The organism is Hespellia stercorisuis DSM 15480 (assembly GCF_900142165.1).
Classification (GTDB): domain Bacteria; phylum Bacillota; class Clostridia; order Lachnospirales; family Lachnospiraceae; genus Hespellia; species Hespellia stercorisuis.
Window position 1 is genome coordinate 1 of sequence record NZ_FQZY01000090.1, and the last position, 12,713, is coordinate 12,713.

11 protein-coding genes are annotated in these 12,713 nt (G+C 49.9%); 5 read left to right on the plus strand and 6 right to left on the minus strand.

The window, feature by feature from the left end:
• The 4 genes from BUB85_RS18755 to xdhC all read left to right on the plus strand — a co-directional run.
• Nucleotides 1-399, plus strand: a 399-nt coding sequence (locus BUB85_RS18755; RefSeq protein ID WP_143160788.1) for an RNA-guided endonuclease InsQ/TnpB family protein, incomplete at its 5' end; no start/stop codon positions are given.
• Between the two features lie 238 nt (nt 400-637).
• Nucleotides 638-2,944 carry a xanthine dehydrogenase subunit XdhA gene (gene xdhA, locus BUB85_RS18760; protein WP_073113058.1) on the plus strand — a complete coding sequence of 769 codons (2,307 nt, stop codon included), beginning with the start codon at nt 638-640 and terminating at the stop codon, nt 2,942-2,944.
• A gap of 15 nt (nt 2,945-2,959) precedes the next feature.
• Nucleotides 2,960-3,844, plus strand: a complete 885-nt coding sequence (gene xdhB, locus BUB85_RS18765; RefSeq protein WP_073113059.1) for a xanthine dehydrogenase subunit XdhB — start codon at nt 2,960-2,962, stop codon at nt 3,842-3,844.
• The gene (gene xdhC, locus BUB85_RS18770; protein WP_073113060.1) at nt 3,841-4,353 is read left to right on the plus strand and encodes a xanthine dehydrogenase subunit XdhC; all 513 of its coding nucleotides are present in this window, start codon (nt 3,841-3,843) and stop codon (nt 4,351-4,353) included. Before xdhB ends, xdhC begins: the two co-directional genes overlap by 4 nt.
• Nucleotides 4,354-4,470: 117 nt before the next feature.
• Here xdhC and arcC read toward each other — a convergent pair whose 3' ends face one another.
• From arcC to BUB85_RS18800, 6 genes are all read right to left on the minus strand, one after another.
• Nucleotides 4,471-5,415: a carbamate kinase gene (gene arcC / locus BUB85_RS18775; protein WP_073113061.1), complete on the minus strand. Its 945-nt coding sequence runs from the start codon at nt 5,413-5,415 to the stop codon at nt 4,471-4,473.
• A 2-nt stretch (nt 5,416-5,417) separates the two neighbouring features.
• Complete coding sequence (locus tag BUB85_RS18780) at nt 5,418-5,801, minus strand: Rid family detoxifying hydrolase (protein ID WP_073113062.1); 384 nt, start codon at nt 5,799-5,801, stop codon at nt 5,418-5,420.
• A gap of 80 nt (nt 5,802-5,881) precedes the next feature.
• Entirely contained in the window at nt 5,882-7,078 is a 1,197-nt protein-coding gene (ygeW, locus tag BUB85_RS18785) for a knotted carbamoyltransferase YgeW (RefSeq protein ID WP_073113063.1), read from the minus strand.
• Between the two features lie 213 nt (nt 7,079-7,291).
• Nucleotides 7,292-8,602 carry a YgeY family selenium metabolism-linked hydrolase gene (locus BUB85_RS18790; RefSeq protein ID WP_073113064.1) on the minus strand — a complete coding sequence of 437 codons (1,311 nt, stop codon included), beginning with the start codon at nt 8,600-8,602 and terminating at the stop codon, nt 7,292-7,294.
• 143 nt (nt 8,603-8,745) lie between these two features.
• Complete coding sequence (gene dpaL, locus BUB85_RS18795; protein WP_073113065.1) at nt 8,746-9,984, minus strand: diaminopropionate ammonia-lyase; 1,239 nt, start codon at nt 9,982-9,984, stop codon at nt 8,746-8,748.
• A 62-nt stretch (nt 9,985-10,046) separates the two neighbouring features.
• Nucleotides 10,047-10,691 (minus strand): helix-turn-helix transcriptional regulator, encoded by a 645-nt coding sequence (locus BUB85_RS18800; RefSeq protein ID WP_073113066.1) that lies wholly within the window; start codon nt 10,689-10,691, stop codon nt 10,047-10,049.
• Nucleotides 10,692-11,239: 548 nt separating this feature from the next.
• On the opposite strand from BUB85_RS18800, the gene BUB85_RS18805 reads away from it, so the two are divergent.
• Complete coding sequence (locus BUB85_RS18805; protein ID WP_073113067.1) at nt 11,240-12,580, plus strand: uracil-xanthine permease family protein; 1,341 nt, start codon at nt 11,240-11,242, stop codon at nt 12,578-12,580.
• Nucleotides 12,581-12,713: the final 133 nt, after the last annotated feature.

The window sequence follows — 12,713 nt, forward strand, 5'->3', positions numbered from 1 at the left end:
AAAATCCATCGGAAATCAGCAAACCAGAGAAAGGACTTCCTGCATAAGCAGTCAACCGAGATAGCCAATCGGTATGATATGGTGTGCATCGAAGATCTGAATATGCGCAGTATGTCTAATCAAGGCTTTAGAAATGGAAAGGCTACATTAGATAATGGATATGGGATGTTCACATCCATGCTGGCGTATAAACTTGCAGATCGCGGAAAACAGCTGATGGTTGTTGATAAATGGTATCCATCCTCCAAAACTTGCAGTCGATGTGGAAGTGTGAAGGAAATATCATTGGAACAGAGACGATATATCTGTGAGTGTGGAATGAACCTGGACCGAGACTTAAACGCAGCGATCAACATTAGAAATAAAGGGTATGAGATGTACTGCCAAATGGCAGCATAAAAAATGTTACTTAATAAAACAAACAAAAAACTGTAGGGCAGGAACTGTCCAAACAGTATAATCTACGCCTGTGGAGTAAGCATAAGACCAGCATTTATTGTGGCGATTTACGCCGAAACAGGAAGCATGTGACTTCAGTCATGTGAGGGTTCACTGTTAACGGTATTGCTTCATTATAAATCATATAAAAACGATTATCACATAAAAACAATCATCACATAAATATGGAGGTGGAACAATGGATTCAAGAGACAGAGTAGTCGGAAAGAGCGTGAAGCGTGTGGATGCATTTGCCAAGGTGACTGGCCGGGCGATGTACACGGATGATCTGTGCACCAGAGATGCTTACATTGCGAAAATTGTACACGCGACCATTGCAAATGGAAAAGTACTGTTGGTGGATACATCGGAGGCGGAGAAGATTCCGGGGGTAGTGAAGATCATAACCTGTTTTGACGTACCGAAAAATTATTTTCCAACAGCAGGTCATCCGTGGTCGACAGACCCGGCGCATCAGGATGTGGCGGACAGACTGCTGCTGACGGATCGCGTGCGGTTCTACGGGGACGATGTGGCGGCGGTGATCGCGGAGGATGAGATCGCGGCGGCGCAGGCGGTCCGCGCGGTGAAGGTGGAGTACGAGGAGTACCCCTTTGTGCTGGATGCGCAGGAAGCCATGAAAGACGGAGCACCGCAGATCCATGAGAAGTACCCGAACAATATTCTTGGGCATACGACGGTCCGCCGGGGAGATTACGCGGAGGCCATCAAAGAGCCGGGGCTGATAGAGGTGGAGGGGTGGTATGAGACACCGACCGTCCAGCACTGTCACATCGAGAATTTTATCTGCTATGCGAAGGAGGAGACGGATGGCCGGATCACGGTGGTCGCGTCCACCCAGATTCCACACATTGTCCGGCGGATCGTGGGACAGGCGCTGGGAATCCCGTGGGGGAAAGTAAGACTCGTGAAACCATACATTGGCGGAGGGTTCGGCAACAAGCAGGACGCGCTTTACGAACCACTCTGCGCATATCTGTGTACCCAGGCGGGCGGCCGTCTGGTGAAGCTGGATGTCTCCAGAGAAGAGACCTTTGTCTCCAACAGGGTACGGCATGGAATCCGCACACATCTGATTTCCTATCTGCGAAAGGACGGGACGCTGGTGGCACGAAAGATCGAGTGCTTTTCCAACCAGGGTGCTTATGCGTCCCACGGACATGGAATTGTGGCGAAGGGGCTGAATGCCTACCCGCAGCTCTATCCCTGTGAGAATATTGAGGGGGATGCCTATACGGTATTCACCAACAAGTCCGTCGCGGGGGCCATGCGCGGGTATGGGATTCCGCAGGCCATGTTCGCATGTGAGAGCCATACGGATGACATTGCGAGGACGCTGGGCGTCTCTCCGATTCAATTTCGGAGGGATCATCTGATGCCAGTGGGCTATGTGGACGGATTTTCTAAAAACTGTAATTATTTTGATACCTTTAATCAATGTATGGACAAAGGAATAGCCGCCATTGATTATGATAGAAAACGGAAAGAATACGAGAACCAGACCGGTGATATCCGCCGTGGGATCGGCATGGCCTGTTTCTGGTACAACACGGCTGTCTGGCCTATCTCGCTGGAGACTTCGTCCTGCCGTATGGTCCTGAACCAGGATGGCTCGATTCAGCTCCAGGTGGGCGAGACCGAGATCGGGCAGGGTGCGGACACCGTCTATGCCCAGATGGCAGCAGACACACTGGGGATTCCTTTTGAGAGCGTACATACGATCAGTACACAGGATACAGATCTGACACCGTTCGGCACCGGCGCTTACGCGTCCAGACAGACCTATACGGCAGGCTTCTCGATTCACCAGACGGCAGAACTTCTGAGAGCACGGATTCTGGATCATGCCCATGAGCTGACAAGAATGCCGGCGGAGATTCTGGACATCGTGGATGGTGAGATCGTGCGGACAACCGACGGACAGGACCTGATGACCCTCGGGGAACTGGCGACGGAGGCACTCTACAGCCTGGATCACAGCGAACACCTGACGGCAGAGAGCACCTACCAGATCAAGTCCAATGCCTATTCGTTCGGCTGTACATTTGCGGAGGTGGAAGTAGATATCCCGGCCTGCAGGGCGCAGGTGCTCAATGTGGTAAATGTACACGACTGTGGAAAGCTGATCAATCCGGCACTGGCGGAGGCGCAGGTACACGGTGGTATGAGCATGGGGATCGGATTTGGACTTTCGGAGATCCTGCTCTTTGATGAGAAGACCGGAAAGCCGTTGAACAATAATCTGCTGGACTATAAGCTTTCCACGACGATGGATCATCCGCATCTGGAGGCACAGTTTGTGGAGAACTTCGAGCCTACCAGCGTGTATGGAACCAAGTCCCTCGGGGAGCCGCCGACATGTTCTGTGGCACCTGCAATCCGCAATGCAATTTTGCAGGCGACAGGTGTGGGCATCGACACATTGCCGCTGAGACCGCATACGTTGTTTGATACATTTTGTGAAGCAGGCCTGATCAAAAAATAAAGGAGGAAACGGATTATGTATGATATGAAAGCATTCTATGAAGCAGTCAGTGTTCCTCATGCGATCCAGCTGCTGCAGGAGCACCCTGAGGCGCAGATTATCGCAGGCGGAAGTGACGTTCTGGTGCAAATGCGCGAGGGAAAACGGGCAGGGGTGGAGCTGGTCAGTATCTACGGACTGGACGAACTGCGCGGGGTGACACTGGAGGAGAATGGAACCATCCGGATTGGTTCTCTCACCAGCTTCTCACACATTACGAAGGACCCGGTGATTCAGAAGTATATCAATGTGCTGGGTGAGGCGGTGGACAAAGTAGGCGGTCCTCAGATCCGCAACATCGGAACCATCGGTGGAAACACCTGCAACGGCGTGACCTCCGCAGATTCTGCGGCGACGCTTCACGCCTGGGATGCCATTGTGGAAGTGACAGGACCGGAGGGAGTGCGGCACATCCCGATTCATGATTTCTACATCAGGGCAAAGGTGGTAGACTTAAGGCCCGCGGAGATTCAGACGGCAATCCTGCTCCCGAAGGAATCCTATGGGGGATATTTTGGACATTATATTAAGTACGGTATGCGAAATGCCATGGAGATCGCTACGCTGGGCTGCTCGGTCAATGTGAAGCTGTCGGAGGACAAGAAGACGGCGGAGGATGTCCGGATCGCTTTTGGCGTGGCCGGACCGGTGCCTATGCGTACCCCGGCAGCGGAGGCCGTGCTTCGCGGAAGAGAATACTCAGAAGACCTGATTCGGGCGACTGCGGATGCGGTGCTGCAGGACATCAACCCGCGTGACAGCTGGAGGGCCGGAAAGGCATTCCGGGAGCACATGGCAGAGGTGATGACGGAGCGCGCACTGCGGGAGTCGATCCGTCTGGCGGGAGGTGACCTATCATGACGAACAAACAGTACAAACTTGTGACCTGTACCATCAATGGAAAAGAAGTACAGAATATGGTGGATGTGCGGGCATCCCTGACCGATATGCTGCGCAACGATTATCAGCTGACCAGCGTGAAGAAGGGCTGCGAAGTGGGAGAGTGCGGGGCCTGCAATGTGATTATAGACGGGGAGTGCTTCAACTCCTGTATCTATCTGGCAGCCTGGGCAGATGGCAAAAATATCCGCACGCTGGAGAGTCTTATGGGACCGGATGGCGAGCTGGCGGATATCCAGCAGGCGTTTATCGATGAGGCAGCAGTGCAGTGTGGATTCTGTACACCGGGATTCATTATGAGTGCGGTGGAGATACTGGAGTCTGGAAAAGAATACACACGGCCGGAACTGCGCAAGCTCCTGTCCGGACATCTGTGCAGATGCACCGGATATGAGAACATCTTAAATGCAGTGGAAAAGACGATGTATCAACGGCTTGGAAAAGAGTGGACGAAGCCTGTGATAAATTAAACAAGACTGCATGGGGCGAACGCGCAAAAAGGGACAGGTCAAACTGCAGTTGGGGACGTAGCAAAGTGTCACTTTGCTACGTCCCCAACTGCGGTTTGACCTGTCCCTTTTTGCGAATTACTGGTGGATCCGTGTTCCGGTCTCACCCATGATTCCTTCTTTGGCTTTTTCCAGAAGTGTGATCATGGCGGTGCGGTTCGGGTCGGATGCGGCGAAGTCCATAGCGGCCTGTACTTTCGGCAGCATGGAGCCCGGTGCAAACTGGCCTTCGTCGCAATATTGCATAGCTTCTTCCAGACTGAGATCATCCAGCCATTTTTCGTTTTCTTTTCCGAAATTGACTGCAACTTTTTCGACCGCGGTCAGGATGATCAGCATATCAGCGCCAAGCTCTTTGGCGAGCAGGCAGCTTGCATAGTCTTTGTCGATAACTGCGCTGGCACCTTTTAAATGATCGCCCTGCAGGGTGACCGGAATGCCGCCGCCTCCGCAGGTGATGACGATCTTTCCTGCGTCGACCAGACTGCTGATGGCGTCTAATTCTACGATTTCTACCGGTTTTGGTGATGCCACCACACGGCGGTAGCCGCGCCCGGAATCTTCTTTCATGATATGGCCGTATGCTTTGGCCTGACGGTCGGCCTCATCTTTGGTGAGGAAATGTCCAATCGGTTTGGACGGATTCTGGAAGGCCGGGTCGTTCTCGTCCACGCGGACCTGCGTGACTACGGTCACGACCGGTGTGCGGACAAACCCGCGTTTGCGGAGCTCCTCTCTCAACGCATTCTGCAGATCGTATCCGATGTATGCCTGGCTCATTGCCACGCAGACAGAGAGCGGTGTGTTGGGCTGGCTTTCATCCTCCCGGCTCAGTGCTGCCATGGCATTGTTGATCATGCCGACCTGCGGGCCGTTTCCGTGGACTACAACGACCTGATGCCCCTGTTCGATCAGGTCGCAGAGCGCATGAGCCGTGGATTTCACGGCGATCATCTGCTCTGGAAGTGTGTTCCCCAGCGCGTTTCCGCCCAGAGCAATGACAATTCGTTTTCGTTTAAACATGATTACTCCTCTCCGACATATGCAATCACTTCGACTTCGCAGAGAACACCCTTCGGCAGATCTTTGACCGCCACGCAGGAGCGCGCAGGTTTTCCTGTGAAATATTTTGCATAAATTTCATTAAAAGTGCCAAAATCTTTGATATCAGCTAAGAAACAGGTGGTTTTGATTACATTTGCAAATGGAATGTTCTCGCTTTCCAATAAACCACTGATATTTTTCATGACCTGTTCGGTCTGTTCGCTGATGGTGGTTCCTGTAACTTCCATAGTCTCCGGGTTCAACGGGATAGCACCGGAAAAGAATGCGATTCCATTGCAGATAATTCCCTGAGAATAAGGTCCGATGGCAGCAGGTGCCGCCGGGGTATCTACATATTTTAACATGTTGTGCTCCTCCTGATTAAAATCATGTGGGCGTCCTGACAGTATCTAAAGTGAAAGTATCAGAACGCCCAAATAGCTTATTAGTCAAAAATTCTTGATGTGCCGCGTTCTTCCAGTTTCTTGAAGATTTCCTGTGGATTCTCGAACTTCGCAAGGAAGATCATAGCAGCGATGATGTATGGTTTGAAGCTTGCCTCTTTGTACAGCGGATCTCTGTAGCGGTCAAATACAGAACCGTCTACTTCGCCTTCCTCACAGCTTACGCCGGAGATATCAGCAGGCAGACAGTGCATGTAGAGTGCCTTGCCGTCTTTTGTCTTCGCCATCATTTCCTCGGTACAAGCCCAGTCTTTGTGCTGTGCATTCTGTGCAAGCAGTTCCTGCTCCAGAGCGTCGATGCCGGCCTGATCGCCCTGTGCGTAGAGGTCAGTACGCTTTTCCATAGCTGCGAACGGAGCCCAGCTCTTTGGATACACGATGTCCGCGTTTTCAAATGCTTCTGCCATGTCATTTGTCTTTGTGAAGGAACCGCCGGATTTCTCAGCATTTGCTTTCGCAACATCCTCTACCTCCGGGAATACCTCGTATCCTTCCGGATGAGCGAGAACAACGTCCATACCGAAACGTGACATCAGTCCGATGATACCCTGCGGTACAGATAATGGTTTGCCGTAAGAAGGAGAGTAAGCCCATGTCATTGCAAGCTTTTTACCCTTCAGGTTCTCAACACCGCCGAACTCGTGGATAATGTGGAGCATGTCAGCCATTGCCTGTGTCGGGTGATCGATATCGCACTGGAGGTTAACAAGTGTTGGTTTCTGCTCCAGAATGCCGTCCTTGTTGCCCTGTGTTACAGAGTCAACGACCTCGTGCATGTATTTGTTGCCTTTCCCGATGTACATGTCATCACGGATACCGATGACATCTGCCATGAAGGAGATCATGTTGGCTGTCTCACGAACTGTTTCGCCGTGCGCTACCTGAGATTTCCCTTCGTCCAGATCCTGTACTTCCAGACCGAGCAGGTTACAAGCAGAAGCGAAAGAGAAACGTGTACGTGTAGAATTGTCGCGGAAGAGTGAGATTCCAAGACCACTCTCGAATACCTTTGTGGAAATGTTGTTCTCTCTCATGTAGCGGAGTGCGTCAGCTACGGTAAATACGGCCTCGATCTCGTCATCTGATTTTTCCCATGTGAGGAAAAAGTCTCCGTTGTACATTTCTTTGAAGTTCAAAGCGTTTAATTTATCGATATATCCCTGTAATTTTGCGTCCATTTTAATATCCTCTCTTTTCTTGAAAATGACTGGCTGTGCAGTCGTGTTGTTTGTGGAATGACTGGCTGTGCAGTCGCGTTGTTTGTGAAAATGACTGGCTGTGCAGTCGTGTTATTTGTGAAAATGACTGGCTATGCAGTCGCTTTGTTTGTGAAATGATTGTCTGTACAGTCTGGTTATTTGTGGAATAACGGGCTGCACAGACCTTCTATATTATTTACAATAATTTAATGGCAGTGCGGCATAGACAGCAGCGCAGGTCACCAGATCCTGTTTCCAGGTCTTTTCGTTCGGTGCATGAGCCTGTGCCTCGGCGCCAGGTCCGAATCCGATACAAGGGATTCCGTTTCTTCCCATAATGGACACGCCGTTTGTGGAGAAAGTCCATTTGTCAGTCAGCGGGCGTGCAGTTCTCATATCAACTGTCTCGGCAGCACCGATACGCTGCTCGCCGTACAGGCCTTTGTATGCGTCCTCGAGAGCCTTTGTCACTGCGTGATCCTTCGGAATTACCCATGTTGGGAAGTAACACTCGATCTCATAAACCAGATCGGTGTAAGAAGGACGGTCGTAATTGTACATGGAAACTTCAACGTCATCCCCGTATTTCTGTACGCTTGGCAGTGCACGGATCTCGTCCAGACAGCTCTCCCATGTCTCGCCTGCTGTCATACGGCGGTCCAGTGAGACAGCACAGGAGTCAGCAACCGCACAGCGGCTCGGTGAGGTGTAGAAGATCTGAGAAGTTGTAACTGTTCCACGTCCAAGGAAGTTTGCTTCTTCAAATTCTGGATTGTATTTCGCATCCAGCATTTTCACAAGACCCTTGATCTCAGTGGTATCTGCTGCGTCATTCTCGTTCAGAGCACGGATGTCCTGGAGAATGTCAGCCATCTTGTAGATTGCGTTATCTCCACGCTCCGGAGCGGAACCATGGCAGGAAACACCTTTGACATCCACGCGGATCTCCATACGGCCGCGCTGTCCACGGTAGATACCGCCGTCTGTCGGCTCAGTGGATACGACAAACTCCGGACGGATCTTATCCTCGTTAATGATATACTGCCAGCAGAGACCGTCACAGTCTTCTTCCTGAACGGTTCCGACAACCATGACCTTGTAGCCATCTGGAATCAGCCCCTGTTCTTTCATGATCTTTGCTCCGTAAACGCCGGATACGATACCGCCGCACTGATCGGAAACACCACGTCCGCCGATCTCAGTCTCTGTCTCATAACCTTCGTAAGGATCAAAGTTCCAGTTCTCGATATTGCCGATTCCAACGGTATCGATGTGCGCGTCGAATGCGATGATCTTGTCGCCGGTTCCCATGTAGCCGATAACATTTCCCTGCGGATCAATGACAACCTCGTCGAATCCGACTTTCTTCATCTCCTCAGCGATGGTAGTGACATGAGCACGCTCGTCACAGCTCTCACCCGGATTCTTTACGATGGCACGTAAAAATGCGGTCATCTCTTTCTCGTAACCCTGTGCAGCTTCTTTGATTTTATTGAAATCCATAATTTGTTTCCTCCTATTTAAATATGTGAAATGTGTATGTGAAATGTAAACCAAAAATGTAAACCTAAAATGTAGACCCCAAATATAAACCTAAAATGTAGACCTGAAATGCAGACCTAAAATATTGATCTGCTATGTAAGCACTATCTCTCGTCCGCGAATGGATCCTTGTCCGTACCGCACAGTCCGTCCCAGACAATCTCACGGAAACGTTCCGGGTCGGTATCGCCCTCGGTGGAGATGAGGAGCACTTCTGAATTTTCATCCAGCTTCAGAGCTTCTTTCGCATCCTTGTACTTTGGATCGGTCATGAGTGATGCGAGAAGTCCCAGTGTGACGGAACCGGATTCTCCGGAGATGACCTTCGGATCACCCTCCAGCGGAGAGTTGTACATGCGGGTTCCCTTGGCACTGAACTGATCCGGGCAGGAGCAGAATGCAGTGACATGATTTTTCAGGATGTCCCAGGAGATGGTGTTGGCTTCTCCGCAGGCAAGTCCAGCCATAATGGTAAACATATTGCCGGTGACATCCACACGACCGCCGCTCTTTGCAACTGCGGAGCGGTACAGACAGTCAGCAGAAGCAGCTTCTGCCACAACCATGATCGGAGGATTCTCCTTATATTTGTTGGCAAAGTAGCCAACCACTGCTCCGGCAAGACATCCTACACCAGCCTGTACAAAGACGTGTGTCGGCCGTTTGCAGCCATCTTCGTGGAGCTGGGAATCCGCCTCGTTAGCCAGTGTGCCGTAGCCCTGCATGATCCAGGTTGGAATCTCCTCATAACCGTCCCACGCAGTATCCTGAACCAGGATTCCATTCTCACATGCCTCGGCCTCGGCAGCAGCAATACGCACACAGTCATCGTAATTCACTTCCTCGATGGTCACGGTTGCGTTTTCCGCCGCGATGTGATTCTTTCTGGTTTCAGTGGAGCCCTTTGGCATGCGGACTACACATTTTTGTCCGAGCCGGTTGGCAGCCCATGCAACTCCGCGTCCGTGGTTTCCGTCAGTGGCGGTAAAGAAGGTAGCCTGGCCAAATTCTTTTTTCAGCTCTTCTGATACTAATACGTTGTATGGAATCTCACGGATGTCGCGTCCTGTATGCTGCGCCATGTAACGTGCGATTGCATAGGATCCGCCCAATACCTTGAAGGCGTTCAGGCCGAAGCGGTAAGATTCGTCCTTTGTGTAAACATTTTTCAAGCCGAGATATCCGGCAAGGTGGGAGAGCTTCGCCAGTGGTGTTACGGTATACTGGGGAATGCTTCTGTGGAAATTGATAGCCTTTTCGGCTTCTTCGGAGGACATGGTATGTAGAAATCTGTCATCCGTTTTTGCTACTTCATTTAAAGTCCATTTAAATTCGTAATTCAATGTCAATCACCTCATCCTTTATTTTTATGTGGCAGCTGTTCAGCTGCATTTGATTTGCTGTATTACTTGTTGATTTCGACGTAGCTGTAAAGTGTATATTTGGAAATACCAAAATACTTTGCAACCTTGTCACCGGACTTTGTAATAAGAAATGCCCCAGCGTCATTGAGATAGTTGATGGCCTTGATTTTATCTTCCTTGGTCATCAGCGCGGCCGGAACACCGACAAGTGCTACGGACTGATCAATCAGTTCGTCCAGCAGTTCGCTCACATCCTGCACGATCCGTTTCGGTTCCTTCTTCTCTGCATCCGTGTCGGAAGGACAGGATACGATCGAAGAAATTGTGGATTCCAGTGTGATCAGGTTTGTGATGTCGAAGTTGATGGAAAAAACATAGCGGGGCTTTCCTGTATCATCACTAATATAGATGGTGCTCGATTTCAGGATACGCCCGGTGTCGGTTTTGGTGAGATAGGCTAACTGGTCAGGCAGTGGTCCATCGTGATGCTTCAGCGCGTCAAGCACAGCCTGGGAAGGGCTCCCGCCTAGCTTGCGGTTTGTCACATGCCCGTGTTCAATGTGAACAATGGAATTGTCAATGTGGTTTCTGGCCAGATCGTGGACGACGATCTCACAATTGTCTCCAAACTGTGCTGCCAGACCTTTGGCAATCTGAATTAGTATATCTAGTCTTGAACCTGCCATATTGCTACCTCTTCTTTCTTAGTTCGCTGCATTCATAAAAAAGCACTTAAGGTTTTAAAATGTAATGCAGAATTTCATGTCCTGAATCCATCATAGCACAAAATTTCTGAAAATCAATAGGAAAACTAAAAATTTTTGGTCATACAAAAAAGTTTTTTAGAAATAGATTGATTTTTGGTGATATTGATGGTAATATATGATTTAGAAAGAGGTTTATTATGTATTTGCGACAATATCGTGGTTGTCTCAAAGCAATACATATTAGTCAAAGTATCTGAATAATATCTGAAGTAGATCCCCGTTTTTGCGTATCGAAGAATAAAAGCGACAACGGCTGGCAGACCCGGAAAAAAGGAAAGATATGTAATTGGACGAAATGAAAGGATGGAGGTATACTTAAAGGGACAGATAGTAATTCGATAATTTGCAAAGCCAGTGTGGCGCCGCGGGAACGGCTGGCTTCTCTTTGCAACAATTAACAACGTAGAAGTGGTTCTTTCTTTTGGTACATATTACTTATTATAGAAGGAACTGCTCGGAGGGAAGCTATGAGCACAGAAACGAAGAAGTTAGACAATGCACTATTTGATCTGAATGGGAAACCTTCTTACAAGCAGGCATTTCCGCTGGCACTGCAGCATGTGGTTGCGATGATCGTCGGATGCGTAACACCTGCCATTATTATAGGAGGCATGGCCATGGACTCGGGTGAGATCACAGCGGCGGATATGACGATTCTTGTACAGTCGGCGCTGTTGATCGCAGGAATTGCGACGCTGATGCAGCTTGCATCCTGGAAGCACCGGATAGGGTCCGGTCTTCCGGTTATTATGGGAGTGAGTTTTGCTTATCTGGCAAGCTTACAGGGTATTACAGAACAGTTCGATTTAGCCACACTGTTCGGCGCGACACTTGTGGGCGGTGTTGTTGCGGTATTGGTAGGTATCTTCATTAAGAGGCTGTTGTTTCTTTTTCCACCACTGGTCACCGGTACGGTTGTGTTTGTCATTGGTGTGACGCTCTACCCGACTGCTGTGAAGTATATGGCCGGCGGTGCAGGGAGTGAAAATTACGGGAGCTGGCAGAACTGGGTAGTGGCATTGATTACGCTGGCCGTCGTGACGGTATTAAATCATTGCACGAAGGGGATCACGAAGCTTGCATCCATCCTGATCGGTATGGTCGTGGGATATATTGTGGCAATCTTCTTTGGTCTCGTGGATTTTTCAGCGGTTGCGCAGGCAAATTGGATCCAGTTTACAGAGCCGGTTCACTTTGGCCTGAAGTTTGAAGCTTCGTCAATTATTACGATGGCGATTCTCTACACCATCAATTCCGTGCAGGCAATCGGAGACTTTACGGCGACGACAGACGGAGGAATGGACCGCGTTCCAACGGAACAGGAATTATCGGGTGGTATTATAGGAAATGGTCTTGCAAGTATGATCGGAGCGGTGATCGGAGGACTCCCGACCGCTACTTTTAGTCAGAACGTGGGAATCGTAACCACAACAAAGGTTGTGGCAAAGCGCGTATTTTACATGGCGTCCGGTATGATCATCATCGCCGGCCTGATTCCAAAGTTTGCATCAGCACTGACGACAATTCCATCCTGCGTACTTGGCGGAGCGACCATTTCCGTGTTTGCATCTATCACGATGACCGGAATCAAGCTGATTGCAAAATCAGAGCTGACCGCAAGGAATACAGCAATTGTAGGGCTTGGAGTAGCACTTGGAGTGGGTGTCACACTGGTACCGGAGACGCTGGCTGCATTCCCGCAGTGGGTGACCCTCATTTTCGGAAAATCAGCAGTGGTACTGGCGACGATCATTACGGTGGTGTTAAACCAGATTCTGCCGAAGGATGTAGAAGAGACGGCGGTTTAGAATGAGGAGATCCAACAGGTGGATTAGATACAATAATAGTAACTGTTCAGAACCCCCTTGGGGAACTAATTAATTTTTGTACAAAACAGAGAATTTTTAAAACCTGTTTTGCGATATTATTTCGGTAATTGGT

Coding starts and splice junctions, on each gene's coding strand:
- xdhA (WP_073113058.1), top strand. CDS start 638: ATGGATTCAAGAGACAGAGTAGTCGGAAAGAGCGTGAAGCGTGTGGAT.
- xdhB (WP_073113059.1), top strand. CDS start 2,960: ATGTATGATATGAAAGCATTCTATGAAGCAGTCAGTGTTCCTCATGCG.
- xdhC (WP_073113060.1), top strand. CDS start 3,841: ATGACGAACAAACAGTACAAACTTGTGACCTGTACCATCAATGGAAAA.
- arcC (WP_073113061.1), bottom strand. CDS start 5,415: ATGTTTAAACGAAAACGAATTGTCATTGCTCTGGGCGGAAACGCGCTG.
- BUB85_RS18780 (WP_073113062.1), bottom strand. CDS start 5,801: ATGTTAAAATATGTAGATACCCCGGCGGCACCTGCTGCCATCGGACCT.
- ygeW (WP_073113063.1), bottom strand. CDS start 7,078: ATGGACGCAAAATTACAGGGATATATCGATAAATTAAACGCTTTGAAC.
- BUB85_RS18790 (WP_073113064.1), bottom strand. CDS start 8,602: ATGGATTTCAATAAAATCAAAGAAGCTGCACAGGGTTACGAGAAAGAG.
- BUB85_RS18800 (WP_073113066.1), bottom strand. CDS start 10,691: ATGGCAGGTTCAAGACTAGATATACTAATTCAGATTGCCAAAGGTCTG.
- BUB85_RS18805 (WP_073113067.1), top strand. CDS start 11,240: ATGAGCACAGAAACGAAGAAGTTAGACAATGCACTATTTGATCTGAAT.